Origin of the sequence: Pseudomonas sp. HR1, from assembly GCF_030175875.1 — a bacterium.
Taxonomy (GTDB): domain Bacteria; phylum Pseudomonadota; class Gammaproteobacteria; order Pseudomonadales; family Pseudomonadaceae; genus Chryseomonas; species Chryseomonas oryzihabitans.
In genome coordinates, this window is sequence record NZ_JASNRF010000001.1 from 1,473,684 (window position 1) to 1,497,920 (window position 24,237).

Sequence of the window (24,237 nt, forward strand, 5' to 3'; positions counted from 1 at the left end):
TGTCCCTTGGAACCCGCGAAGCCCACGGGGTTCGCTGGTGATCCGCGCTACACTGCGCGTTTTCCGCAGTGTCTCTCAAGTCCTTAGTGATGACCGCTACCGATACCCTTCCGCTGATCCTGCTTCCCGGCCTGCTCTGCGACAGCCGTCTCTGGGCCGCTCAGGCCGCCGACCTGGCCGACGTCTGTCCGGTGCTCATTCCCGACCTCACCCGCGACCTGGGCATCCCTGCCCTGGCGCGCCGGGTGCTGGCCGAGGCGCCGCCGCGCTTCGCCCTGGGCGCCCTGTCCATGGGCGGCTACGTGGCCTTCGAGATCCTGCGCCAGGCGCCGGAACGGGTAGCGCGGCTGGCGCTGTTCGACACCATGGCCAGCCCGGACGCCCCGGAGCGCGCCGCCCAGCGCCGCGCCATGCTCGAACTGGCCGAGCGCGGGCGTTTCCTCGGTATCAGTCCGCAACTCTTGCCGCGGCTGATCCACGCCTCGCGCCTGGGCACGCCGGTGGCCGATACCGTGCTGGCCATGGGCAAGGCGGTGGGCAAGGAGGCCTTCCTGCGCCAGCAGCAGTCGATCATCGACCGCCCCGACTCACGCCCGACCCTGGCAGGGATCCGCATCCCGACCCTGATCGTGGTGGGCGCCCAGGACCAGCTGACCCCGCCGGCCGAAGCCGAGCTGATGCACGCCGGCATCCAGGATTCGCGCCTGGTGGTGCTGGACGACTGCGGTCACCTGCCGCCGCTGGAACTGCCGGAGCGCACCTCGGCGCTGCTGCGGGAATGGCTGGCCTGACCCCTCGTCGCGGGCGCTGAACCCGGGCACCAGGCCGGCCTCCATTGGCAAAGCCCCGAGGGAGTCCCGCATGCCGCATCGTCCGTCTCTGTCCGTCCTTTCCCTGGTGCTGGGCCTGGCGCCCGCCGCCCTGGCCCTGGCCGCGCCGGTGGGTGCCGGTCAGCCCGAACAACTGCATTTCGCCGACGATGGCGTCATCCCCAACAGTCGCCTGCCCGTATTGCTCTATCGCCAGGTTCCCCTGGCCGGCTCAGACCGCGCCGCCGCCCTGGAGCGGCTGTTCGCCGACAACGCCTGGCCGCCGCAATGGCGCTATGGCGTCTACGATTATCATCACTATCACCCCAATGCCCATGAAGTCCTTGGCGTGGCGCGCGGCCAGGCGCGGCTGCGGCTGGGTGGCGAGCAGGGGCAGGATGTGGAGGTGACCGCGGGCGACGTGGTGGTGCTGCCGGCAGGGACCGGGCACCGCAACCTGGAATCCAGCGCGGATTTCCTGGTGGTGGGCGCCTATCCGCCCGATCGGCAGGACTTCATCACCCAGCGCGCCGATCCGGCCGCCCATGCCCGTTCAGTCGAATTGATCGCCCAGGTGCCTGTGCCACTGACTGATCCGGTGACCGGACGGGAAGGGGCGCTACCCGAGCTCTGGCGCTAGCAGAGTCGCGTCAGGGTGGCTTCGTCCGGCTGGCCGGCGAAAAAGGTCTTCAGCGCCTGGCGAAAGGGTTCGGGGTCTTCGGCCACGGCGGCGAAGAGGGTCAGGCAGGAATGGAATTTGAGATCGTCCGGCTGGCCGAACAGCGCCGTGGCCGACAGCTGCGGATGCTCCAGCGCGGCGGCGGTGATCTCCCGCAGGCGGGGTCCCAGCAGCGGATGCGCCAAGTAGGCACTGGCCTCGTCGTGGGAGGCGATGGCATAGCGCTGCGCCGTCTCGCTGCGGCCCAGCCCCTGGATCTGCGGAAAGATGAACCACATCCAGTGGCTGCGCTTGCGCCCGGCGCGGATCTCCGCCAGGGCGGTGGCATAGGTGTCGGCCTGGGCGTCGAGGAAGCGTTGCAGATCGTGAGCGGCGGGCATGGCGAAACTCCGGGCCTTTTGCCTATCGGCAGATGGACCCGGAGGAAGTGCCGGTCAAGGGACGAGCGGTCTAGCCGCGCACCGCGCGATAGGCCGTTTCACCGCCTTCGCTGACCTCGTCCAGATCGATGCGCGAAGTCTCGGGCAGACTCAGGCCGCCGATCAGGCCGAGCAGGGCGATCAGGATCAGGTAGAGCGCCGGCGAGAGATTGCTGCCGGTGGTGCCGATCAGCCAGGTCGCCATCAGCGGCGCGGTGCCGCCGAAGATGGTGTAGGCCAGGTTGTAGGTGATGGCCCCGGCGGTGTAGCGCGTGCGGGTGGGGAAGACCTCGCTGAGCAGCGGCGCGGTCACCACGTTGCACAGCACCGCCCCGGCGCCCAGCAGCAGCGAGCCCAGCAGGGCGCTGCCGAACTGGCCGCTGCTGGCCAGCAGCAGCGCCGGATAGACGCCCACCGCCAGCACCAGACTGGCCAGCACCGTGGTCATGCGTCGACCGATGCGGTCGGTGACGCGTCCCAGCACCGGACAGGCCGCCGCTGCCGCGAACAGGGTGATCAGGCTGATGGCCAGGGCCGCGGCCCGGTCGAAGCCGCCGGCCAGTTGCAGGTAGGTGGAGAAGTAGGTGGTGAACATATAGAAGGACAGCGCCGTCAGCGAGATGAAGGCGCCCAGGCGCAGGATCGAGCGACCCTGCAGCCTGAGCGTCTCGCCCAGCGGCGAATGGCTGACCTCATGGTCCGCTTCCAGCGCCTGGAAGGCCGGGGTCTCGTCCAGCTTCAGCCGCAGATAGAGACCGATCAGACCCAGCGGCGCGGCGGCCAGGAAGGGGACGCGCCAGCCCCAGTCGGCCATGGCGGCGGCGCCCAGCAGTCGCTCCAGGCCCCAGGCGGTCAGGGCCGCGCTGGCGAAGGCGAGAAAGGTCGAGACCGGTACGAAGCTGCCATAGCGCCCGCGCCGATCGCGCGGTGAATGCTCCATCACGTAGGCGCAGGCCCCGGCGTATTCGCCGCCGGCGGAAAAGCCCTGGGCGCAGCGGATCAGTGTCAGCAGGATCGGCGCCCAGATGCCGATGGTGGCGTAGCTGGGCAGGATGCCGATCAGGGCGGTGGCGCCGGCCATGATCAGGATGGTCAGCGCCAGGGTGCGCTTGCGGCCGATGCGGTCACCCAACAGGCCGAAGACGATGCCGCCCAGTGGCCGGAAGGCGAAGGCCACGGCAAAGACGGCAAAGGTCTTGAGCAGGCCGGCGGTGGCGTCGCCACTGGGAAAGAAGTGCGCCGCGAGCAGGGTGGCGAGAAAGCCATAGAGGGCGAAATCGAACCATTCGACGAAGTTGCCGATGGATGCGGCGGAGATGACCTTGCGCAGGGTGGCGGGTGAAACGGAAGTCGCTGTCTGGCTCATGGCGGGCCTCGGGAAAGGGCGGAGACGGAGGCAGAAATGGAGCGCCTTGTTTTATTGTCATGACATCGGGGCGTACCGCAGGATCGACCCTAGTCCTTTTCTCGTGACCGAGCAGTCCCGCCAGCGACTTGTCCACCGTTGGAACCGACTTCAGGAGCCCCCGCCATGACCATGACGACCACCTATGCGGAAAAGGAGCCCGCCCGCGCTGATGTCGACGCCCTGCCGGGTGTCACCCTGCTGGAGTTCGGCGCACCCTGGTGCGGACACTGCCGCGCCGCCCAGCCGCTGCTGGCCACGGCGCTCGCGGACTACCCCGGCGTGCGCCATCTCAAGATCGAAGACGGTCCCGGCCGCCGCCTGGGACGCTCCTTTCGCGTCAAGCTCTGGCCCACGCTGATCGTCTTCAAGGACGGCCAGGAACTGGCGCGGCTGGTACGTCCGGCGACGGCGGCGGCCCTGGACGAAGCCCTGGCCCTGGCGGACTGACCGGTCGTTCCGCTCGTCCTCGCCACGCTTGACAAGGCCAGGCCTGGAACATTAGTTTCAAACGACTGTTTAAACGCCCTGGCGGCAGGTCCGCAGCGACGCTGCCGCCACCCTCGACAACAAGCATTCGCAAAGAGGTAACAGTCATGCCCGATTACAAAGCCCCCCTGCGGGACATCCGCTTCGTCCGCGACGAACTCCTGGGCTATGACGCGCACTACCAGAGCCTGCCCGGGTGCGGCGACGCCACTCCCGACATGGTCTCCGCCATCCTCGAAGAAGGCGCCAAGTTCTGCGAACAGGTCCTGGCGCCGCTCAATCGCATCGGCGATCAGCAGGGCTGCACCTGGAGCGAAGACGGGGTGAAGACCCCCGATGGCTTCAAGGAAGCCTATGCCCAGTTCGTCGAAGGCGGCTGGCCGAGCCTGGCGCACAACCCGGCCCACGGTGGCCAGGGCCTGCCCGAATCCCTCGGCATCTCCCTGTCGGAAATGGTCGGCCAGGCCAACTGGTCCTGGGGCATGTACCCCGGCCTGTCCCACGGCGCCATGAACACCCTGGAGCAGCACGGCACCGACGAGCAGAAGCACACCTACCTGGAAAAGCTGGTGACCGGCGAGTGGACCGGCACCATGTGCCTGACCGAACCCCACTGCGGTTCCGACCTGGGCATGCTGCGCACCAAGGCCGAGCCGCGTGCTGACGGCAGCTACGCCATCACCGGCACCAAGATCTTCATCTCCGCCGGTGAACACGACATGGCCGAGAACATCGTCCACATCGTGCTGGCTCGCCTGCCCGACGCCCCCGCCGGCACCAAGGGCATCTCGCTGTTCATCGTGCCCAAGCGCCTGCCCGACGCCAGCGGCGCGGCCGGCGAGCGCAACGCCGTGCATTGCGGTTCCCTGGAACACAAGATGGGCATCCACGGCAACGCCACCTGCGTGATGAACTTCGACGGCGCCACCGGCTTCCTGATCGGCCCGCCGAATCGCGGCCTGAACTGCATGTTCACCTTCATGAACTTCGCCCGCATCGGCACCGCCCTGCAGGGCCTGGCCCATGCCGAGGTGGCCTTCCAGGGCGGTCTGAAGTACGCCCGCGAGCGTCTGCAGATGAGGTCCCTGACCGGTCCCAAGGCGCCCGAGAAGCCCGCCGATCCCATCATCGTGCACCCCGACGTGCGCCGCATGCTGCTGACCATGAAGGCCTTCGCCGAAGGCAGCCGGGCGATGATCTACTACACCGCCAAGCTGGTGGACATCCTCAAGTACAGCCAGGACGAAGAGCAGAAGCAGCAGGTCGAGACCCAGCTGGCCTTCCTCACCCCCATCGCCAAGGCCTTCATGACCGAGGTGGGTTTCGAGGCGGCGAGCCACGGCGTGCAGATCTACGGCGGCCACGGCTACATCGCCGAGTGGGGCATGGAGCAGAATCTGCGCGATGCCCGCATCGCCATGCTCTACGAGGGCACCACCGGCATTCAGGCCATCGACCTGCTGGGTCGCAAGGTGCTGATGACCCAGGGTGAATCCCTCAAGGCCTTCACCAAGGTGGTGCACAAGTTCTGCCAGGCCAACGCCGAGAATGCCCAGCTCAAGGCCTTCGTCGAGCCGCTGGCCAAGCTGAACAAGGAGTGGGGCGAGATCACCCTCAAGGTCGGCATGGCCGCCATGAAGGATCGCGAAGAGGTGGGCGCCGCCGCCGTCGACTACCTGATGTACTCCGGCTACTGCTGCCTGGCGTACTTCTGGGCCGACATGGCCCGGGTCGCCGCCGAGAAGCTGGCCGCCGGTACCGAGGAGGCCGCCTTCTACCAGGCCAAGCTGGCCACCGCGCGCTTCTACTACGAGCGCCTGCTGCCCCGTACCCGCGCCCATGCCGAGGCGCTGCTGGCCGGCGCCGGCAGCCTGATGGCCCTGGCCGAGGAAGACTTCGCCCTCGGCTACTAAGGCGTCGCCGCTCCACTGAAAACCCCGCTCCGGCGGGGTTTTCGTCTTTTCGGGTCCGCGAAAAAACCACCCGCTGCAGACCTCCGATCGGCTGACCATCAGGTCAGATCATGAACCTATGTCTCCCTTCCGGTTCGGTCTTACACTCGGGTCATACCGACAAGAACACCTTCCGAGGAGACTCGACATGGCCGACTACACCCCGCCGCTTCGCGATATCCGTTTCGTGCTGGATGCCGTCTTCAAGGTCAAGGACCGCTGGAGTCAGTGGCCCGCCCTGGCCGAGGTGGTGGACGGCGAGACCGCCGATGCCATCCTCGAAGAAGCCGGCAAGCTGTGCGCCCAGGAACTGGCGCCGCTCAATCGCAATTCCGATGAAGAAGGCTGCCACTGGCAAGCCGGTGAAGTGACCACGCCCCAGGGCTTCCGCCAGGCCTACCAGGCCTTTGCCGAAGGCGGCTGGGTGGGGGTTGGTGGGGATCCCGAATACGGCGGCATGGGCATGCCCAAGGTGCTCACCGCCCAGGTCGAGGAAATGATGCACGCCAGCTGCCTGGCCTTCGGTCTCTATCCGATGCTTAGCGCCGGCGCCTGCCTGGCCCTGCACGCCCATGGCAGCGAAGCCCTGAAGCAGGCCTACCTGCCCAATCTCTACAGTGGCCAGTGGGCCGGCTCCATGTGCCTGACCGAGCCCCATGCCGGTACCGACCTGGGCCTGATCCGCACCCGCGCCGAGCCCCAGGCCGACGGCAGCTACCGGGTCACCGGCACCAAGATCTTCATCACCGCCGGCGAGCACGACCTCACCGAGAACATCATTCACCTGGTGCTGGCCAAGCTGCCCGATGCGCCGACCGGTTCCCGGGGCATCTCGCTGTTCCTGGTGCCCAAGATCCTGGTAGACGAGGCGGGCGCCCTGGGCGCGCGCAACGCCGTGGCCTGTGGCTCCCTGGAACACAAGATGGGCATCAAGGGCGCCGCCACCTGCGTGATGAATTTCGATGGCGCGGTCGGCTACCTGGTGGGCGAGGTCAACAAGGGCCTGGCCGCCATGTTCACCATGATGAACTACGAGCGCCTGGGCGTCGGCATCCAGGGCCTGGGCTCGAGCGAACGCTCCTACCAGAACGCCCTGGCCTATGCCCGCGAACGCCTGCAGAGCCGCTCCCCGGCCGGTATCCAGCAGGCCGCCAAGAACGCCGATCCCATCATCGTCCACCCCGATGTGCGGCGCATGCTGCTGACCATGAAGGCGCTGAACGAAGGCGGCCGGCTGTTCTCCAGCTATGTGGCCCTGCAACTCGACACCGCCAAGTACAGCCCCGAGCCGGCCGAACGCGAGCGCGCCGAAGCCCTGGTGGCGCTGCTCACCCCGGTGGCCAAGGGGTTCCTCACCGATCTCGGCCTGGAACTCTGCGTCGCCGGCCAGCAGGTGTTCGGCGGCCATGGCTACATTCGCGAGTGGGGCCAGGAACAGCTGGTGCGCGACGTGCGCATCACTCAGATCTACGAAGGCACCAACGGCATCCAGGCCCTCGACCTGGTCGGCCGCAAGCTGGCCGGCAGTCGTGGCGCCCTCTACCGGCCCTTCAGCGAAGAGGTCCATGGCTATCTCGCCAGCCTGCCGGCGGACAACGAATTCGCCGCGCCCCTGCGCCAGGCCCTGGATCAGCTGGACGGCGCGACCGAGTGGCTGCTGCAGACCGGCGCCAGTGATCCCCATGAACTGGGCGCCGCCTCGGTGGACTACCTGCACCTGTTCGGCTATGTCGCCTATGCCTATCTCTGGGCACGGGCCGCGGCCGCCGCGGCGGAGCAGGACGCGGCCTTCGCCGAAGCCAAGCTGGCCACCGCACGCTTCTATTTCGCCCGCCTGCTGCCGCGCACCCTGAGCCTGGCGGCCGCCGTGCGCAGCGGCGCCCAGCCGCTCTACGCCCTGGCCGAGGAGGCCTTCTAAGCCGTTGACAGAAAAGGTGAAAAGCCATGTCGTGTAAGCTTTGGCTTACATGACGTCGCCGCGATAAGCCATCGCCTACACCCGGGTAGCTGCGTAATCTACACCCATCGGATCGCGGTACAGGATGTACCCAGCGCTCCAGATGACTTCAAGGAAATGTGGCCAGGATGGCCCCCCGGCAAGGATGTCGGGCAGAGACTTACAGGGATAGATGGCCAAGGATTGGCGGCCCGACAAGGATGTTGGGTTAAGTCTGCGAAACCCCGCTTCGGCGGGGTTTTTTATTGCCTGCCGGAACCTGATTCAGGCCCTGCCAGTCTTAGAGGCATCTTCTTGCCTGCCTGCTACTGGAGCCTGAAATGGACCTCATCCGCCTCATCTTCGCCATCATCCTGCCGCCCGTGGGCGTCTTTCTCCAGGTCGGCTTCGGCGGCGCCTTCTGGCTGAACATCCTGCTGACGCTGCTGGGTTACATTCCGGGTATCATCCATGCCGTCTGGGTGATTGCTCGTCGCTGAACCCACGGCCGGATCGCGGCCCCGGTGCCGCAATCGACTGGCTGACCTAGGGGGCAGCGCCAACCGAAGCGGTAGGGGCTTGAGGGCAAGAGGTCCGCGCTAGGCGAGGGCGCTTCCTGCAGCCCTGTTCGAGGCCTGCCGGTCCATCACGCCGGTATCCTTGATCGACCGCCGGTGGTGCCACGGTCAGTGACGACACCCCTCCGCAGGCCGAGGCTTTGCCGTCGCCGACCGTTTTGTCCCGTACAAGGCTTTCAGACCCCATGAATCGCGAGTCGCCCCTCGATCAGAAGCACTTCAGCCAGATCCTCAAGCGCAATCTCTCCCTGCCTCTGAGCATCGGTGTCTTCAGCGCGATCTTCTTTATCGCCATCATCTATTACCTGCTCAAGGTCACCCAGTGGGTCGAGCATACCGACCGCGTCATCAGCGAGGCCAATGCCAACTTCCGCCTGGTGGTCGACCTGGAAACCGGGATGCGCGGCTATCTGCTGAGCGGCAATACTGCCTTCCTGCAGCCCTACGAACGCGCGTTGCCCAATGTCGAGCCGCAGCTCGATGAGTTGAAGAATCTGGTCAGCGACAGCGCCGTGCAGATCCGGCGCCTGGAACGGATCGAGGCGGTGCATCGCGAGTGGCGCGACTATGCGAGCCGGGTGATCGATGCGCGGCGGTTGGGTGGCGATTTCCAGACGCCGCTGAACGATGGCCAGGGCAAGAACCGCATCGACAGCATCCGCCGCGACTACACCGATTTCATCGCCTACGAAGAGCAGATGCGCGCCGAGCGCACCGAGACGGCCAGTCGCATGACGGTGATCTTCGTCGCCGCCTTCCTCATCGTCAGCCTGCTGCTGTCGGGCATCATGGCCTTCTTCGGGCGCCGCGAGCTCATGCGACTCTCTGCGACCTATACCCGGCTGCTCGATCAGCAGGCCGAGCACACCGACAATCTGGAACGGCAGAGCTGGTTCCGTTCGGGCCAGAATCAGCTGTCGGAAGCCGTCATCGGCCAGGCGTCACTGGCGCCGCTGGGCCAGAGCATCCTGCAATTCCTGGCGCGCTATCTCGGCGCTGCGGCCGGCGCCCTCTATGTGCGACTCGACGACGGCAGTCTGGAGCGCGTCGCCGACTACGCCCTGGACGACGAGGGCCGTCGTCGGCGCCAGCGCCTGGCGCCGGGCGAGGGTCTGGCCGGTCAGGCGGTGCTGGACGGTCGCGTCATGGCGCTGGAGCAGTTGCCCGCCGACTACCTCAAGGTCAACTCGGCCCTGGGTGAACGCCAGGCCAGCGCAGCGCTCATCGTGCCCATCGAGAACGACGGCCGGGTGAATGGCGTGGTCGAGCTGGGCTTCCTGCGTGCCCTGCGCCCGCAGGACGAGGAGCTGCTGACCCTGATCGCCGATTCCATCGGCTCCTCGGTGGAAGCCGCGCGCTATCGCCAGCGCCTGCAGCAGGTCCTGGCGGAAACCCAGCAACTCAACGAAGAACTCCAGGTTCAGCAGGAAGAACTGCGCACCGCCAACGAAGAGCTGGAAGAGCAGTCCCAGGCGCTCAAGGAGTCCCAGGTCCATCTGGAGCAGCAGCAGGCGGAGCTGGAGCAGACCAACGAGCAGCTCTCCGAACAGGCCCAGGAACTGCTGCAGCAGCGCGACGTGCTGGACGACCGCAACAATCGCCTCAACGAAGCCCAGCAGATGCTGGAAGACCGGGCGCGCGAGCTGGAACGGGCCAGCCAGTACAAGTCCGAATTCCTGGCGAACATGTCCCACGAATTGCGCACACCGCTGAACAGCTCGCTGATCCTGTCCAAGCTGCTGGCGGACAACCCGGCCGGTAACCTGAGCGGCGAGCAGGTGCGCTACGCCGAATCCATCTATTCGGCGGGCAATGACCTGCTGACCCTGATCAACGACATCCTCGACATCTCCAAGGTCGAGGCCGGCATGCTGGAGATCCGCCCGGAGCAGCTGTCCGTGCGCCGCCTGGTGGAAGCCCTGAAGACCGCCTTCGAGCCGGTGGCCCAAAACAAGGGTGTCGCCTTCGTGGTGGAGCTGGACGCGCGGATGCCGCCGGCCTTCTTCAGCGATCGCCAGCGGGTCGAGCAGATCCTCAAGAATCTGCTGTCCAACGCCTTCAAGTTCACCGAGCACGGCCAGGTGACCCTGCGCCTTTCGCTGGAAGACGGCCAGCCCAGCTTCGCGGTGAGCGATACCGGCATCGGCATCGCCGCCGAGCAGCAGGAGCTGATCTTCGAGGCCTTCCGCCAGGCGGATGGCGCCATCACCCGGCGCTATGGCGGCACCGGCCTGGGGCTGTCGATCTCCCGTGACCTGGCACTGCTGCTAGGCGGCACCCTGAGCGTCACCAGCCAGCCGGGGGAGGGCAGCACCTTCACCCTGCGCCTGCCGCTGGAGTATCAGGAAGCCGCTGCGCCTGCTCTACCCATCACCCCGGTTACCGCCCCTGCCGCGAACACCGCGCCGGCCGCGGCATCCGCGCCCCTGCCGGCCCTGGCCGCCACCCCGCGTCCGCCGGCTGCACCGCCGATCACCGAGGCGGCGGCTCCCGTGGGAGCGGCCTTCGCCGACGACCGGGACGACTGGCCCTATCCGGATCGCCGGGTCCTGGTGATCGAAGACGAGGTGCCCTTCGCGCAGATCCTCTTCGATCTGGCCCATGAGCTGAAATACAGCTGCCTGGTGGCCCATCGCGCCGAGGAAGGCTTCGCCGCGGCCCTGGAATACCGTCCGGACGCCATCCTGCTGGACATGGGCCTGCCCGATCATTCCGGTCTCACGGTGCTGGAACGGCTCAAGGAAAATCCGCTGACCCGCCACATCCCGGTGCACGTGGTCTCGGCCTCGGATCGCATCGAGACGGCCATGCACATGGGCGCGGTCGGCTACGCCATCAAGCCCACCACCCGCGACGAACTCCGCGAGGCCTTCACTCGCCTGGAAGCCAAGTTCGCCGCCGGCATCAAGCGGGTGCTGCTGGTGGAAGACGACGCCCTGCAGCGCGACAGCATCGCCAAGCTGATCGGCGACGTGGACGTGGAGATCACCGCGGTGGAGATGGGCAGCCAGGCCCTGGAGCTGCTGCGCGACGAGGTCTACGACTGCATGGTCATCGACCTCAAGCTGCCCGACATGGAAGGCGGCGAACTGCTCCAGCGTATGGCCAGCGAAGACATCTGCTCCTTCCCGCCGGTGATCGTCTACACCGGGCGCAGCCTGACCCGCGACGAAGAGGCGGCGCTGCTCAAGTATTCGCGCTCCATCATCATCAAGGGCGCGCGCTCGCCCGAGCGGCTGCTCGACGAGGTGACCCTGTTCCTGCACAAGATCGAGGCCGACATGCCGCTCGATCGCCAGCGCATGCTGGAAAGCGCCCGCAGCCGCGAGAAGGCCTTCGACGGCCGCACCCTGCTGCTGGTGGACGACGACGTGCGCAACATCTTCGCCCTCACCAGCGCCCTGGAGCAGAAGGGCGCCAAGGTGGAGATCGCCCGCAACGGCCTGGAGGCGCTGGAAAAGCTCGACAACAGCGACACCATCGACCTGGTGCTGATGGACATCATGATGCCGATGATGGATGGCTACGAAGCCATGCGCGAGATCCGCAAGCGACCGCACATGAAGAAGCTGCCGATCATCGCCATCACCGCCAAGGCCATGAAGGACGACCAAGAGCGCTGCCTCGCCGCCGGCGCCAGCGACTACCTGGCCAAGCCCATCGACCTGGACCGGCTGTTCTCGCTGATCCGCGTCTGGATGCCGTCGCTGGAGCGGCTGTAGGTCATGAGCGAACGGCTGCAGGACATCGAGCTGAGGTTGCTGCTGGAAGGCATCTTCCTGAGGTACAGCCACGACTTCCGCAACTACTCCAAGGCCTCGCTCAAGCGCCGGGTGCTGCAGGCGCTGACGCGCTTCGACTGTCCGAGCATCTCGGCGCTGCAGGAGCGGGTATTGCGCGATCCGGCGCTGTTCGCCGAGTTGCTGCAATTCATCACCATCCCGGTCAGCGAGATGTTTCGCGATCCGGGCTACTTCCTTGCCCTGCGCCAGCAGGTGGTACCGGTCCTGCGCACCTATCCCTCGCTCAAGGTGTGGATCGCCGGCTGCAGCACCGGCGAGGAAGTCTTCTCGATGGCCATCCTGTTCCAAGAGGAAGGGCTGCTCGACCGCACCCTGTTCTATGCCACCGATATCAATCCGCGCTCCATGGAAAAGGCCCGCCAGGGCATCTTTCCGCTGGAGCGGATGCGCGCCTACACCGCCAGTTACCAGAAGGCCGGCGGCACCCGGGCGTTTTCCGACTACTACACCGCGGCCTACGACGGCGCGCTGTTCGACAAGTCGCTGATCGCCAACGTGACCTTCGCCGATCACAGCCTGGCCACCGACAGCGTCTTTTCCGAGACCCAGCTGGTGTCCTGCCGCAACGTGCTCATCTACTTCAACAAGAATCTGCAGAATCGGGCGCTCGGGCTGTTCCACGAGTCCCTGAGCCACCGCGGCTTTCTCGGCCTGGGCAGCAAGGAGTCGCTGGACTTCTCCGCCTATGCCAACCACTTCGAGCCGGTGGTGAAGCAGGAACGGCTGTTCCGCAGGCTCTAGCATGTTCCCGCCCCGCAAGCCGTTGCGCCTCATCGTCATCGGAGCCTCTGCCGGCGGGCTGCAGGTCCTGCTGCGCCTGCTCTCGACCCTGCCGGCCAGCTATCGCCTGCCGCTGGCCGTGGTGCTGCACCTGCCGGACGATCGCACCTCGCGCCTGGCCGAGCTGTTTCAGCAGCGGCTGGCCCTGCGGGTGCGCGAGGCCGAGGACAAGGACGCTATACTGCCGGGCACCCTGTATTTCGCGCCGCCGGGTTATCACCTGCTGGTGGAGGACGACTTCACCCTGTCGCTGTCCCGCGACGAGCCGGTGCAGTTCTCCCGGCCGTCCATCGATGTGCTGTTCGAAAGCGCGACCGACGCCCTGGGCGAGCAGGTCTGCGGCATCCTGCTGACCGGTGCCAACCATGACGGGGCCAGCGGCCTGCACGCCCTTGCGCAGAACGGGGGGGTCACCGTCGTCCAGTCGCCGCAATCGGCCGAGGTGCCGACCATGCCCGAGGCGGCCTTGAAGAGATTCCACCCGGATTTCGTGCTGGATGTGCCGGGCATCCATCTATTGCTCATCGAGCTGGAACGCGACCATGGCTGAAGTACCCGTCGAACAGGCGAAGCTCCTGCTCGTAGACGACCTGCCGGAAAATCTCCTGGCGCTGGAAGCCCTGCTGCGCAGCGAGGCGCTGGAGATCTTCCAGGCCAGCTCCGCCGAGGCCGCGCTGGAGCTCCTGCTGATGCACGAATTCGCCCTGGCGATCCTCGATGTGCAGATGCCGGGCATGAACGGCTTCGAACTGGCGGAGATGATGCGCGGCCTGGAAAAGACCCGGCACATCCCCATCGTCTTCGTCAGCGCCGCCGGCCGTGACCTCAACTATGCCTTCAAGGGCTACGAGAGCGGTGCGGTGGATTTCCTGCACAAGCCCCTCGATGTCCATGCGGTGAAGAGCAAGACCCGGGTGTTCGTCGACCTCTACTGGCACCGCAAGCGCCTGGCCGAGCAGCTGGTGGCCCTGGAGCAGAGTCGCCAGGAGCAGGAGATCCTGCTGGCGGAACTGCGCCAGACGCAGGTCGAGCTGCAGCAGGCGGTGCGTACCCGCGACGACTTCATGTCCATGGTCTCCCACGAACTCAAGACGCCGCTCAACACCCTGATGCTCGAGGCCCAGTTGCGCCGCATGTACCTGGATAAGGGCAAGCTGGAAGCCTTCACCCCCGACAAGCTGGCTGGCATGGCCGAGCGCGACGAACGGCAGATCCAGCGCCTGGTGCACCTGATCGACGACATGCTCGACATCTCGCGCATCCGCACCGGCAAGCTGTCGATCCGCCCCTCGCAGTGCGATCTCGCGGCCCTGGTCAACACCGTGGTCGACAGCTTCGCCTCGCAATTCGCCGCGGCCGGCTGCCCGGTGGAGTTGCACGCCGAAGGCCCGGCGCCCGGCTACTGGGACGAATTCCGCATCGAGCAGGTGATCACCAACCTGCTGACCAATGCCATGAGATATGGCGCCGGACGTCCGGTGGAGATCTCCCTGCGCAGCGACGGCGCCGACGTGGAGCTGAGCGTCAAGGACCACGGCATCGGCATCCCGGTGGAGCACCAGGCGCTGATCTTCCGCCAGTTCGAGCGCGCCAGTGGCACCGAGAACATCGCCGGCCTGGGCCTGGGCCTCTATATCGCCGACCAGATCGTCAAGGCGCACCACGGCAGCCTGCACGTGGAAAGCATCGCCGGGCAGGGTGCGACCTTCCGCCTGCGGCTGCCCTGTCTGCCGGCCTAGGTAGCATTGACAGGACCCCGGGCGCCCGCGAGAATCGCGAAAAGAGGTGAGATGTCGTACCTCTTGCCAGATAACTCCATAAGAAGGCGCCCGCTCATGTCCGAAGTCTCCTCGTCACCCTTCCATCGACTCCTGCTCACCGGTGCTGCCGGTGGCCTGGGCAAGGAGTTGCGCCAGCGGCTCAAGCCCCATGCCGAGATCCTGCGGCTGTCCGACATCGCGCCGATGGCTGCGGCCGAAGGCCCGGCGGAAGAGGTGGTGACCTGCGACCTGGCGGACAAGGCCGGCGTTCATGCGCTGGTGGAAGGCGTCGACGCCATCCTGCACTTCGGCGGGATTTCCACCGAGCACGCCTTCGAGCCCATCCTCGAAGCCAACATCCGTGGCACCTTCAACCTCTATGAGGCCGCGCGGCGCCACGGGGTGAAGCGCATCGTCTTCGCCAGCTCCAACCATGTCATCGGCTTCTATCGCCAGGACCAGCGCATCGACGCCAGCGTGCCCCAGCGTCCGGACAGCTACTACGGCCTGTCCAAGGCCTTTGGCGAGGACCTGGCCAGCTTCTATTTCGATCGCTATGGCATCGAGACGGTAAGCATCCGCATCGGCTCCTCCTTCCCCGAGGCGCAGAATCGCCGCATGCTCGCCACCTGGCTGAGCTATGAAGACCTGACCGACCTCATCCTGCGCAGCCTGACCACGCCGGACGTCGGCCACACCATCGTCTATGGCGCCTCCGCCAACCGTGACAGCTGGTGGGACAACCACCTGGCCGCGCACCTGGGCTTCCAGCCCAAGGACAGCTCCGAGCCATTCCGCGCCAAGGTCGAAGCCCAGCCCATGCCGGCAGCGGACGATCCGTCGATGGTCTACCAGGGTGGTGCCTTCGTCGCCACCGGTCCCTTCGACGATTGAGGAGGGCCGCCATGACTGCCGAATTACTCGTCGATGCCCGCAACGCCACCGGTGAGTGCCCGGTCTGGCAGGTCGCCGAACAGGCGCTCTACTGGGTCGATATTCCGGCCAAACGGCTGCACCGCTGGACCCCGGCCGGTGCCCTGGACAGCTGGAGCGCACCGGAAATGCTCGCTTGCATCGCCGCCCGCGAGGGTGGCGGCTGGCTCGCCGGTCTGGAAAGCGGGCTCTTCGCCCTGCAGGCCGAGGCTTCCGGCCAGCTGAGCGGCGAACGCCTGGTCGCCCTCCACCATGCCCAGCCGGACATGCGATGCAACGACGGTCGCTGCGATCGCCAGGGCCGGTTCCTGGTGGGCACCATGGTGCAGGACATGGCCCAGGGCGCGCCGGCTGGACGCCTCTACAGTCATGCGGCGGGCGAGGGCGCTCGGCTGCTGCTGGACGACCTCATCGTACCCAATGGCCTGGCCCTGAGCCCCGATGGCCGCACCCTCTATCTGTCCGACTCCCATCCCAGCCGTCAGCTGATCTGGGCCTTCGACTACGATCCGGATACCGGTACACCCAGCAACCGGCGGCTGTTCGTCGACATGAACGCCCATCCCGGCCGACCCGATGGCGCCGCGGTGGATGTCGACGGCTGCTACTGGATCTGCGGCAACGATGCCGGCCTGATCCATCGCTTCACCCCCGAAGGCCGCCTGGATCGCTCCCTGAGCGTACCGGTCAAGAAGCCGGCCATGTGCGCCTTCGGCGGGCGCAACCTGGATACCCTGTTCGTGACCTCCATCCGTCCGGGGGGCGATCTCACCGACCAGCCGCTGGCGGGTGGACTTTTCGCCCTGGATCCCGGGGTGCAGGGATTGCCGGAGCCCGCGTTCGCCGGGTGAATCAATCCCGGTTCAAGGCCCGCAGGGCTTCCTGGCTGCGGAGTCCTGAGCGGTGCATGGCAACCTTGGGAAACCAGTTGTCATGCTTTTGTCATGAAGATCGGCAGGGGTCCCGCCCGGGCGGCTTATAATCAGATTCTATCCGCCGTAATTCGCCGCCATGACCTCTTCAACCGCAAGCCGCCCCACCGCCCGTTACTACGGCCTGGAATGGCTGAGATTCCTCATGGCGCTGTACATGGTCGTCTACCACCTGGGCGGGCTCTACAGCGATCTGCCGGACGCCTTCCGCCGGCTGGCCGGCATGGGCTTCTTCGCCACCAGCACCTTCTTCCTGCTGTCGGGCTTCCTGCTGGCCCATGTCAGCCTGGATCGCCAGGGCGCGCTCAAGGGCAGCTCCCGTGGCTTCGTCCTGCGGCGGCTGTGCAATCTCTATCCCATCCACCTGCTGACCCTGTTGGTCGCGCTGGGGCTGTCCTACTGGCTGTCCCAGGATTCCTGGCTGGAACACGGGGTGCCGGTCTACTACAACCAGCACCCCTATCTGCAGCTGGAAGAGGGCAGCGAGCTGGACGAGATGCTGCCGCTGTCCTGGCTGGCCGCTACCACCCACGTGCTCCTGCAACTGCTGCTGTTGCAATCCTGGGAGCCACGCTTTCTCTGGCTCAACGGCGCCGCCTGGTCGATCTCGGCGCTGCTGTTCTTCTACCTGCTGTTTCCGCTGCTCGGTCCGCGGCTGATGCGCCTGCGCCGCTGGGCCCTGGCCGCCGCCACGCTCTGGGGGCTCTATCTGCTCGGTCCGCTAGTGGCCACCTGGGCCCAGGCCTTCGATACCGTGACGGTGGGCGTCATCCACCGCAATCCGCTGATCCGCCTGCCGGAATTCCTGCTCGGCATCCTGCTCTATCGCGCCGTGCAGGAGCCCTGGGTGGCCGAGACGACCCAGCGCCTGCGCCTGCCGCTGCTGCTGTTCGGCCTGACCGGCCTGTGGCTAGGCGCCCTGCTGTTGGAAGGCGATGGCCGCCGCTGGTTCTACCTGGTCCACAACGGCCTGCTGACACCCTTCCAGGCCGCGGTACTGCTGGCCTGCGCCACCTTCGGCGAACCCGGTCGCGCCGGCGTGCGCCGCCTGGTTCAGCGTCTTGGCGAGGCCTCGCTGTGCATCTTCGCCGTCCACACCCCGCTGATCGGCGTGCTCGAACCCTGGACCCGCACCCTGCTGGGCTGGATGCACCTGGCCGGCGACAGCCTCGAAGACCTGGCCGAAGACGTCGGCGAGGCGCTGGCGCTGCCCATCCCCATTCCCGGCTGGATGCTGCCGCTGCACCTGGTGCTCATCGTCCTGCTCGGCCTGGCCATGCAGCGCTGGGTGGCCGGTCCGCTGCGCCGCTGGCTGCAGGCGCGCTTGCCCCAGTCTTAAGAAGGTCTTAAGCCAGCCCGGCTAGCCTCGCCGCAGGAATCCGCAGCGGAGCTGAGCCTTGTCCAGCGAATACGAAGTCCACGGCCCCCACGACCACGAGGTGGAACACGCCGCCCATGGCGCCCATCGCCGCGACAGCCTCACCGGCCGCATCGCCGTCACCACCGCCATCCTGGCGACGCTAGGCGCGCTCTGCGCCTACCAGGGCGGCAATGCCGAGAGCCTGGCGCTCTACTATAAGAACGAAGAAGCCATCGCCAAGACCGAAGCCGCCAACCAGTGGGGCTACTACCAGGCCAAGGGCGAAAAACAGAACCTTGCCGACCTCGGCGCCGCGCTTGCGACCAACCCCGACACCGCCCAGCGCTTCACCCAGGACAGCCAGCGCTACGCCCAGCAAAAGGCCGAGATCCGTACCAAGGCCGAAGCCCTGGAAGCCAAGGTCGACGCCAACGAAGCCCTCAGCGAAACCCAGCTCCACCGCCACCACCGCTGGGCCCAGGCCACCATGCTCATGCAGGTCGCCATCTCCCTGGCCGCCATCACCCTGCTGACCCGGCGGCGCTGGCTGCAGGCGGCGGTGTATGGGGTGGCGGGGGGAGGAGTGGCGGTTGGGGTGTTGGCGTTGCTGCACGTCTAGCCATTCAGGTGATGCCAGAGAGCGACCATCAGGTACGCAAAAGGCACGACTTGCCACAACATTAGAATTGGCTTTACCGGAAGCTTCAGGTTCCGTATACGTTACAAATCATCAAATTTGTTACGTATGCAGAACATGGATAGCGAGCTGATCAGTCAACGTCTCGGCAGCCAACTCCGCCAGCGGCGCCTTAATCGAGGCCTTACGCAAGCGAGCCTCGCCGAGCTGGCAGGCCTTACCCGGCAAAAGATCATCGCCGTGGAGCGAGGAGACTCCCGTGTCGGTATGGCAGCCTACGCACGAGCGCTCGCAGCCTTGGATTGCGAGCTGGCAATAATCCCTGCCGCCTTGCCAACCTTGGACGAGATTCAGGGGGTATTCGACTGATGAAGACCCGGCTGCGCGTCGCAACCCCGGCAGGCGGGAGCGGAGCGCTCATGGCTCAGGATGGCGACTACCTGTTCCGCTACCAGGACGATGCTTCGGCAAGGGCTGCCATCAGTCTGCTGATGCCGGTGCGCCTGGATGACTATCGCCGCCGCGAACTGCATCCGATCTTCCAGATGAATTTGCCGGAAGGCTATGTACTAGAGCAGCTACGCAACAGGTTGGCCAAGCTGGTACCTCTGGATCCCATGGCTCTGCTGGCCCTGACAGGCAGTAGTTCGCCCATCGGTCGCGTGACGGTGACATCGCCTGAGATCGATACACTGCTGGAGCGCCAGCGCTTTCCAGGCGAACGGCTCAGCGAGATTCTCGCCTGGGATGGCACGGAAGACCTGTTCGTCGAGTTGGTGGATCGCTACATCCTGCGCGCCGGTATCTCCGGCGTACAGCCCAAGGTCCTGGTGCCCGAACGGGAGGATGCCCGCTTCACCTCGAGAACCGCCGAGTTGATCATCAAGAGCGGCCGCGACGAGTTTCCGGGCCTGGCGATCAACGAATACCTCTGCATGTCCGTAGCGCGAGAGTCGGGTATCCCGGTGCCCGAGTTCCATCTTTCCAGCAATGCCAAGCTCTTCGTCATGCGCCGTTTCGACCGCGACGAACATCTCGAACCCATAGGTTTCGAAGACATGGCTGCCCTGATGGGCTTGGCGGCGGAGCAGAAATACAGCAAGAGCTACTCGGCCATCGCCAAGGCCATCCGCCTGTTCTGTGCGCCCGAACATGTCCGCTCTTCGCTGGCGCAACTCTTCGCCACGGTGAGCCTGAGCTGCATCCTCGGCAATGGCGATGCGCATCTGAAGAACTTCGGCTTGCTCTATGCCGACCCTACCCAGCGTGATGCGCGGCTGGCGCCCGCCTACGACATCGTCAACACCACCGCCTACCTTCCCGAGGATGTTCTGGCGCTGGAGTTGATGGGCAACAAGTCGCTGTTTGCCTCGCGCCAGGGTTTGCTGGATTTTGCGGAAGTCTGCGATGTGGAGCGACCAACCGAGGTGATTCGCTCCCAGTTGGAGGCGCTGGAGCGGGTCCTAATGCGTGCAACTGACCTTTGCGAGCAGGCGCCACAGATCGTCGCTGCCATCCGGCACAGCGCTGCGCCCTTCGTGCAGACGTTCGGCTAAAGCACGAGGACTCGGAAAAGGCAGCGCAAAAGCCCAAAATCCAGGCACAAAAAAGCCGCGCAACGCGCGGCTCCTGAAAACTGGTGGGCCCACACGGACTCGAACCGTGGACCAAAGGATTATGAGTCCTCTGCTCTAACCGACTGAGCTATAGGCCCTATAGCGCGGTGGAGTATACCGGGGGTGGCAGGGATCGCCAAACCCTTGTCGGGCATAAAAAAACCGGAGCCTGGGCTCCGGTTTTCTGTACTGCGCTGGCGCCTTACTCGTCGAGGAAGGAGCGCAGGTGTTCGCTGCGGGACGGGTGGCGCAGCTTGCGCAGGGCCTTGGCTTCGATCTGGCGGATACGCTCGCGGGTGACGTCGAACTGCTTGCCCACTTCCTCGAGGGTGTGGTCGGTGTTCATGTCGATGCCGAAACGCATGCGCAGGACCTTGGCTTCACGGGCGGTGAGGCCGGAGAGCACGTCGCGGGTGGCTTCCTTGAGGCTTTCGCTGGTGGCCACTTCGATCGGGGACTGCATGGTGCTGTCCTCGATGAAGTCGCCCAGGTGCGAATCCTCGTCGTCGCCGATGGGCGTCTCCATGGAGATCGGTTCCTTGGCGATCTTGAGCACCTTGCGGATCTTGTCCTCGGGCATCTCCATGCGCTCGCCCAGCTCTTCCGGGGTCGGCTCGCGGCCCATCTCCTGCAGCATCTGGCGGGAGATCCGGTTCAGCTTGTTGATCGTCTCGATCATGTGCACCGGAATCCGGATGGTGCGCGCCTGGTCGGCGATGGAGCGGGTGATGGCCTGGCGAATCCACCAGGTCGCATAGGTGGAGAACTTGTAGCCACGGCGGTATTCGAACTTGTCCACCGCCTTCATCAGACCGATGTTGCCTTCCTGGATCAGATCGAGGAATTGCAGACCACGGTTGGTGTACTTCTTGGCGATGGAGATCACCAGACGCAGGTTCGCCTCGACCATTTCCTTCTTGGCGCGGCGGGCCTTGGCCTCGCCGATGGACATGGCGCGGTTGATGTCCTTGATCTGCGAGATCTTCAGCTCGTAGTCACGCTCCAGCTCGGCCAACTGGGCCTGCTTGGCCTGGATGTCGGCCTGGAAGCGCTCGAGACCTTCGGCGTACTTGGGCTTGCCCTTGAGCAGGCTGGCGGTCCACTCGGTGTTGGTCTCGTTGCCGGGGAAGTGGCGCAGGAAGTCGGCACGCGGCATGCGCGCATCGCGCACGGCCAGCTGCATGATGGCGCGCTCAAGGCCACGCACACGCTCCAGGGACTCGCGCACGCGGGTCACCAGGGCTTCGTACTGCTTGGGTACCAGCTTGATCGGCGAGAACAGCAGCGCCAGGGCGACGAATTCTTCCACGGCGCGATCGTCGTCGCGGCCGTGCTTCTTCAGCACCTTCTGGGTCTTTTCCAGCTGTTCGGCGACCGCGCCGAAACGCAGGCGAGCTTCTTCCGGATCCGGACCGCCGTCGCCTTCTTCCTCGGCGTCGTCGTCGCTCTCTTCCTCGTCGTCCTTCTCGTCGTCCACGGCCTTGGCATCGGCGGCCTTGTTCGGGACGGGCAGCTCATCGCTCTCGTTCGGCAGGCTGCCGTCGTCGGGATCGATGTAGCCGGCGAGGACGTCGGACAGGCGACCGCCTTCGGTGGTGACGCGGGTGTATTCGCTGAGGATGTAGTCGACGGTGCCCGGGAACTGGGCGATGGCGCCCATGACTTCGCGGATGCCTTCCTCGATGCGCTTGGCGATCTCGATCTCGCCTTCGCGGGTCAGCAGTTCCACGGTACCCATTTCACGCATGTACATGCGCACCGGGTCGGTGGTGCGGCCGACATCGCTCTCGACTGCGGCCAGGGCGGCAGCGGCTTCTTCGGCGGCGGCTTCGTCGGTATCCGTCTCGGCCAGCAGCAGGGCATCGGCGTCCGGCGCGGTCTCGAATACGTTGATCCCCATGTCATTGATCATGCGGATGATGTCTTCCACCTGTTCCGGATCTGAAATATCCTCCGGTAGGTGGTCATTGACCTCCGCGTAAGTCAGGTAACCCTGCTCACGACCGCGGGCGATCAATTCTTTCAGACGGGATTGCTGTTGCGCTTTTCCGGACATAGGTACCCTTCCACTGAAGGCTTAGGCGGGCAAAAATAGCTGAACATTATAGCCGGTTAGACGGTTGTCGTGCCAGTTAGGTCACGGACCCCGCCGGACGGCTGAGGAGTTCACGTAGGCGGTCCTTGTCTTCGGAGCTCAGTTCGCTCTGTCGCGCCTTGCGTAGGAGTTGCTCCAGCAGGCGATCACGCTGGCTGGCGGCTAACCTCGTTATGGTGTCGAAAAACTGTTGTTCAAGGTTGTCCCCGGCAATCAGCCATTCTTTTTCCGCCAGAGCGCGCAGCAGTCGACCCTGTTCGGTGCCGTGCCAGCGAGCGATGAGCGCCAGGGTGCTCTGCCCGGGCTTCTTCTGCAGCGCCTCGACCAAGGCAACCAGCAACTGGGCGTACTGATCGCTTTCCTCGGCCAGGTTGCGGGCGTCCTGCACCGCCTGGGCCAGGGTCGGGTGGTGCAGCAGGCTGCGCAGCGCGGCCAGCACCGGGGTCTCCACCTTGACCGGTGGCTGACGGGGAATACGCTCGCCGCCGCCCTTGCCGTTGAAATCCTTTTTCCAGCCCTTGCCGTCGCGCCCGCCCTTGCCTTCGCGACGGGGCGTCCACTGCTGCTGCGCCGGGGCTTCCTCGGCATGGGCATAGGCGTAGTCGCCATAGTCCGGGGGCGGGGCGTCCTGCGGCGGGGCGGACGGCGCCAGCTGGCTCAGGGCATCATTGCCGAGGCCGGTGAGTTCGCTCAGGCGCTGGCGCATCAGCAGGCGCAGGTTGTTGCCGGGAATCTTCTCGATCAGCGGCGCCGCCAGGGTGGCCAGGTGCGCCTTGCCTTCCAGGGTCGCCGGGTCCGCTTCGATCATCAGTTGCTGGAAGAAATACTCGGCCAGCGGCTGGGCCTGCTGGACGAAGCGCGCCTGGAAGGCGTCGGCGCCCTCGGCGCGCACCAGGGTATCCGGGTCCTCGCCCTCGGGCAGGAACAGGAAGCGCACCCGGAAGCCGTCCTTGAGCACCGGCAGGGCTGATTCCAGGGCGCGCCAGGCGGCGCTGCGACCGGCCTGGTCGCCGTCGAAGCAGAACAGGATGCTCGGCACGATGCGGAACAGCCGCTTGATGTGCTCTTCACTGGTGGCGGTGCCCAGGGTGGCCACGGCATTGCGGATGCCTTGCTGGGCCAGGGCGATGACGTCCATGTAGCCTTCCACGACGAGGATCTCGTCCAGGTCGCGGTTGTGCTTGCGCGCCTCGAACAGGCCGTAGAGTTCCTGGCCCTTGTGGAACACCGGGGTCTCCGGCGAGTTGAGGTACTTGGGCTTGTCGTCGCCCAGTACCCGGCCGCCAAAGGCGATCACCCGGCCCCGGCTGTCGCGGATCGGAAAGATCACCCGGTCGCGAAAGCGATCGTAACGCTTGCCGCTCTCGGCGTTCTCCACCAGCAGGCCAGCGTCGAGCATGGCCTTCTGCTGCAGGTCGTCGCCGCCCAGGTGCTTGCCCAGGTTGTCCCAGCCCGGCGGGGCGAAGCCCAGGCCGAAGTCCCGGGCGATCTCGCCAGTGAGGCCGCGCTTCTTCAGGTAGTCGACCGCTGCCTGGCGCTTGGGGTGATTGCGCAGCGCCAGGCGATAGTATTCGGCGGCGGCGGCCAATAGCGGGTAGAGCGGGGAATCCGTGGGTTGCCGCGGCTTGCGTCGACCACCGCTCTCTTCGCGCGGCACGTCCACGCCGGCCTTCTTGGCCAGCTCCTCGACCGCCTCGGGGAATTCGAGGTTGTCGTGGTCCATGATGAAGCCCAGGGCGTTGCCGCCGGCACCGCAGCCGAAGCAGTAGTAGAACTGCTTGTCGGGGCTTACGCTGAAGGAGGGCGTCTTCTCGTTATGGAAGGGGCAGCAGGCCATCCAGTTCTTGCCGGCCTTCTTGAGCTTCACCCGCGCGCCCACCACCTCGACGATGTCGGTGCGATTGAGCAGGTCGTCGATGAAGCCTTGCGGGATGAGTCCGGCCATGGTCAGCGTCTGGATAGAGGGGCGAAGAGCGGAGGATGAAGCGAGGAGGGCAGTCTAGCGCCAGAGTGCGCCAGGGCGAAGCGGGAAGGCCAGAAACAGACAACCCGAC

At 65.8% G+C, this 24,237-nt stretch carries 20 protein-coding genes and 1 tRNA gene; 16 read left to right on the plus strand and 5 right to left on the minus strand.

Annotated features, from left to right (window positions below; genetic code table 11):
• The first annotated feature begins 89 nt into the window (after nt 1-89).
• Both QKY98_RS06880 and QKY98_RS06885 read left to right on the plus strand, forming a co-directional pair.
• Complete coding sequence (locus QKY98_RS06880) at nt 90-791, plus strand: alpha/beta fold hydrolase (RefSeq protein WP_027600701.1); 702 nt, start codon at nt 90-92, stop codon at nt 789-791.
• 70 nt (nt 792-861) lie between these two features.
• Nucleotides 862-1,449, plus strand: coding sequence for a cupin domain-containing protein (locus QKY98_RS06885; RefSeq protein WP_081347950.1), 588 nt, complete (start codon nt 862-864; stop codon nt 1,447-1,449).
• On the opposite strand, the gene QKY98_RS06890 is transcribed toward QKY98_RS06885, so the two are convergent.
• Both QKY98_RS06890 and QKY98_RS06895 read right to left on the minus strand, forming a co-directional pair.
• On the minus strand, nt 1,446-1,868 hold the full coding sequence (locus tag QKY98_RS06890) for a DUF1810 domain-containing protein (RefSeq protein ID WP_284670563.1): 423 nt from the start codon (nt 1,866-1,868) through the stop codon (nt 1,446-1,448). The genes QKY98_RS06885 and QKY98_RS06890 overlap by 4 nt on opposite strands.
• Before the next feature lie 70 nt (nt 1,869-1,938).
• On the minus strand, nt 1,939-3,273 hold the full coding sequence (locus QKY98_RS06895) for an MFS transporter (protein WP_197852310.1): 1,335 nt from the start codon (nt 3,271-3,273) through the stop codon (nt 1,939-1,941).
• 165 nt (nt 3,274-3,438) lie between these two features.
• On the opposite strand from QKY98_RS06895, the gene QKY98_RS06900 reads away from it, so the two are divergent.
• The 14 genes from QKY98_RS06900 to QKY98_RS06965 all read left to right on the plus strand — a co-directional run bounded on the left by QKY98_RS06900 (nt 3,439) and on the right by QKY98_RS06965 (nt 20,028).
• The gene (locus tag QKY98_RS06900) at nt 3,439-3,762 is read left to right on the plus strand and encodes a thioredoxin family protein (RefSeq protein ID WP_027600705.1); all 324 of its coding nucleotides are present in this window, start codon (nt 3,439-3,441) and stop codon (nt 3,760-3,762) included.
• Between the two features lie 146 nt (nt 3,763-3,908).
• Nucleotides 3,909-5,714 carry a phenylacyl-CoA dehydrogenase gene (locus QKY98_RS06905; protein WP_027600706.1) on the plus strand — a complete coding sequence of 602 codons (1,806 nt, stop codon included), beginning with the start codon at nt 3,909-3,911 and terminating at the stop codon, nt 5,712-5,714.
• Nucleotides 5,715-5,901: 187 nt separating this feature from the next.
• Nucleotides 5,902-7,671 (plus strand): acyl-CoA dehydrogenase C-terminal domain-containing protein, encoded by a 1,770-nt coding sequence (locus QKY98_RS06910; protein WP_284670564.1) that lies wholly within the window; start codon nt 5,902-5,904, stop codon nt 7,669-7,671.
• A gap of 359 nt (nt 7,672-8,030) precedes the next feature.
• Nucleotides 8,031-8,189 (plus strand): YqaE/Pmp3 family membrane protein, encoded by a 159-nt coding sequence (locus QKY98_RS06915; RefSeq protein ID WP_007159763.1) that lies wholly within the window; start codon nt 8,031-8,033, stop codon nt 8,187-8,189.
• A 263-nt stretch (nt 8,190-8,452) separates the two neighbouring features.
• Complete coding sequence (locus tag QKY98_RS06920) at nt 8,453-11,989, plus strand: response regulator (protein ID WP_044342246.1); 3,537 nt, start codon at nt 8,453-8,455, stop codon at nt 11,987-11,989.
• A 3-nt stretch (nt 11,990-11,992) separates the two neighbouring features.
• The gene (locus QKY98_RS06925; RefSeq protein ID WP_027597501.1) at nt 11,993-12,811 is read left to right on the plus strand and encodes a CheR family methyltransferase; all 819 of its coding nucleotides are present in this window, start codon (nt 11,993-11,995) and stop codon (nt 12,809-12,811) included.
• Nucleotide 12,812: 1 nt separating this feature from the next.
• Nucleotides 12,813-13,400, plus strand: coding sequence for a chemotaxis protein CheB (locus QKY98_RS06930; protein WP_044342245.1), 588 nt, complete (start codon nt 12,813-12,815; stop codon nt 13,398-13,400).
• The gene (locus QKY98_RS06935) at nt 13,393-14,589 is read left to right on the plus strand and encodes a hybrid sensor histidine kinase/response regulator (RefSeq protein WP_027600709.1); all 1,197 of its coding nucleotides are present in this window, start codon (nt 13,393-13,395) and stop codon (nt 14,587-14,589) included. Before QKY98_RS06930 ends, QKY98_RS06935 begins: the two co-directional genes overlap by 8 nt.
• A 96-nt stretch (nt 14,590-14,685) precedes the next feature.
• Nucleotides 14,686-15,504: an NAD-dependent epimerase/dehydratase family protein gene (locus tag QKY98_RS06940; RefSeq protein WP_044342244.1), complete on the plus strand. Its 819-nt coding sequence runs from the start codon at nt 14,686-14,688 to the stop codon at nt 15,502-15,504.
• 11 nt (nt 15,505-15,515) lie between these two features.
• Nucleotides 15,516-16,394: an SMP-30/gluconolactonase/LRE family protein gene (locus QKY98_RS06945; RefSeq protein WP_284670565.1), complete on the plus strand. Its 879-nt coding sequence runs from the start codon at nt 15,516-15,518 to the stop codon at nt 16,392-16,394.
• A 160-nt stretch (nt 16,395-16,554) separates the two neighbouring features.
• Nucleotides 16,555-17,814 (plus strand): acyltransferase family protein, encoded by a 1,260-nt coding sequence (locus tag QKY98_RS06950; RefSeq protein ID WP_284670566.1) that lies wholly within the window; start codon nt 16,555-16,557, stop codon nt 17,812-17,814.
• 58 nt (nt 17,815-17,872) lie between these two features.
• Complete coding sequence (locus QKY98_RS06955; protein WP_007159754.1) at nt 17,873-18,454, plus strand: DUF4337 domain-containing protein; 582 nt, start codon at nt 17,873-17,875, stop codon at nt 18,452-18,454.
• Nucleotides 18,455-18,589: 135 nt separating this feature from the next.
• Nucleotides 18,590-18,841: a helix-turn-helix transcriptional regulator gene (locus QKY98_RS06960; protein WP_026083668.1), complete on the plus strand. Its 252-nt coding sequence runs from the start codon at nt 18,590-18,592 to the stop codon at nt 18,839-18,841.
• Nucleotides 18,841-20,028 (plus strand): type II toxin-antitoxin system HipA family toxin, encoded by a 1,188-nt coding sequence (locus tag QKY98_RS06965; protein ID WP_284670567.1) that lies wholly within the window; start codon nt 18,841-18,843, stop codon nt 20,026-20,028. Before QKY98_RS06960 ends, QKY98_RS06965 begins: the two co-directional genes overlap by 1 nt.
• A gap of 81 nt (nt 20,029-20,109) precedes the next feature.
• Here QKY98_RS06965 and QKY98_RS06970 read toward each other — a convergent pair.
• The 3 genes from QKY98_RS06970 to dnaG form a co-directional block, all read right to left on the minus strand.
• Nucleotides 20,110-20,186: transfer RNA gene (locus tag QKY98_RS06970), tRNA-Ile, on the minus strand.
• 104 nt (nt 20,187-20,290) lie between these two features.
• Nucleotides 20,291-22,144, minus strand: coding sequence for an RNA polymerase sigma factor RpoD (gene rpoD, locus QKY98_RS06975; protein WP_077171042.1), 1,854 nt, complete (start codon nt 22,142-22,144; stop codon nt 20,291-20,293).
• Nucleotides 22,145-22,220: 76 nt separating this feature from the next.
• Nucleotides 22,221-24,128, minus strand: coding sequence for a DNA primase (gene dnaG / locus QKY98_RS06980; RefSeq protein ID WP_144960789.1), 1,908 nt, complete (start codon nt 24,126-24,128; stop codon nt 22,221-22,223).
• Between the last annotated feature and the right edge of the window lie 109 nt (nt 24,129-24,237).

Bases quoted from the DNA above. Each gene is read 5' to 3' on its own strand.
- QKY98_RS06940 (WP_044342244.1), top strand. From the start codon at position 14,686: ATGTCCGAAGTCTCCTCGTCACCCTTCCATCGACTCCTGCTCACCGGT.
- QKY98_RS06930 (WP_044342245.1), top strand. From the start codon at position 12,813: ATGTTCCCGCCCCGCAAGCCGTTGCGCCTCATCGTCATCGGAGCCTCT.
- QKY98_RS06950 (WP_284670566.1), top strand. From the start codon at position 16,555: ATGACCTCTTCAACCGCAAGCCGCCCCACCGCCCGTTACTACGGCCTG.
- QKY98_RS06945 (WP_284670565.1), top strand. From the start codon at position 15,516: ATGACTGCCGAATTACTCGTCGATGCCCGCAACGCCACCGGTGAGTGC.
- QKY98_RS06900 (WP_027600705.1), top strand. From the start codon at position 3,439: ATGACCATGACGACCACCTATGCGGAAAAGGAGCCCGCCCGCGCTGAT.
- dnaG (WP_144960789.1), bottom strand. From the start codon at position 24,128: ATGGCCGGACTCATCCCGCAAGGCTTCATCGACGACCTGCTCAATCGC.
- QKY98_RS06925 (WP_027597501.1), top strand. From the start codon at position 11,993: ATGAGCGAACGGCTGCAGGACATCGAGCTGAGGTTGCTGCTGGAAGGC.
- QKY98_RS06915 (WP_007159763.1), top strand. From the start codon at position 8,031: ATGGACCTCATCCGCCTCATCTTCGCCATCATCCTGCCGCCCGTGGGC.
- QKY98_RS06920 (WP_044342246.1), top strand. From the start codon at position 8,453: ATGAATCGCGAGTCGCCCCTCGATCAGAAGCACTTCAGCCAGATCCTC.
- QKY98_RS06935 (WP_027600709.1), top strand. From the start codon at position 13,393: ATGGCTGAAGTACCCGTCGAACAGGCGAAGCTCCTGCTCGTAGACGAC.
- QKY98_RS06960 (WP_026083668.1), top strand. From the start codon at position 18,590: ATGGATAGCGAGCTGATCAGTCAACGTCTCGGCAGCCAACTCCGCCAG.
- rpoD (WP_077171042.1), bottom strand. From the start codon at position 22,144: ATGTCCGGAAAAGCGCAACAGCAATCCCGTCTGAAAGAATTGATCGCC.
- QKY98_RS06880 (WP_027600701.1), top strand. From the start codon at position 90: ATGACCGCTACCGATACCCTTCCGCTGATCCTGCTTCCCGGCCTGCTC.
- QKY98_RS06905 (WP_027600706.1), top strand. From the start codon at position 3,909: ATGCCCGATTACAAAGCCCCCCTGCGGGACATCCGCTTCGTCCGCGAC.
- QKY98_RS06885 (WP_081347950.1), top strand. From the start codon at position 862: ATGCCGCATCGTCCGTCTCTGTCCGTCCTTTCCCTGGTGCTGGGCCTG.
- QKY98_RS06895 (WP_197852310.1), bottom strand. From the start codon at position 3,273: ATGAGCCAGACAGCGACTTCCGTTTCACCCGCCACCCTGCGCAAGGTC.
- QKY98_RS06890 (WP_284670563.1), bottom strand. From the start codon at position 1,868: ATGCCCGCCGCTCACGATCTGCAACGCTTCCTCGACGCCCAGGCCGAC.
- QKY98_RS06910 (WP_284670564.1), top strand. From the start codon at position 5,902: ATGGCCGACTACACCCCGCCGCTTCGCGATATCCGTTTCGTGCTGGAT.
- QKY98_RS06965 (WP_284670567.1), top strand. From the start codon at position 18,841: ATGAAGACCCGGCTGCGCGTCGCAACCCCGGCAGGCGGGAGCGGAGCG.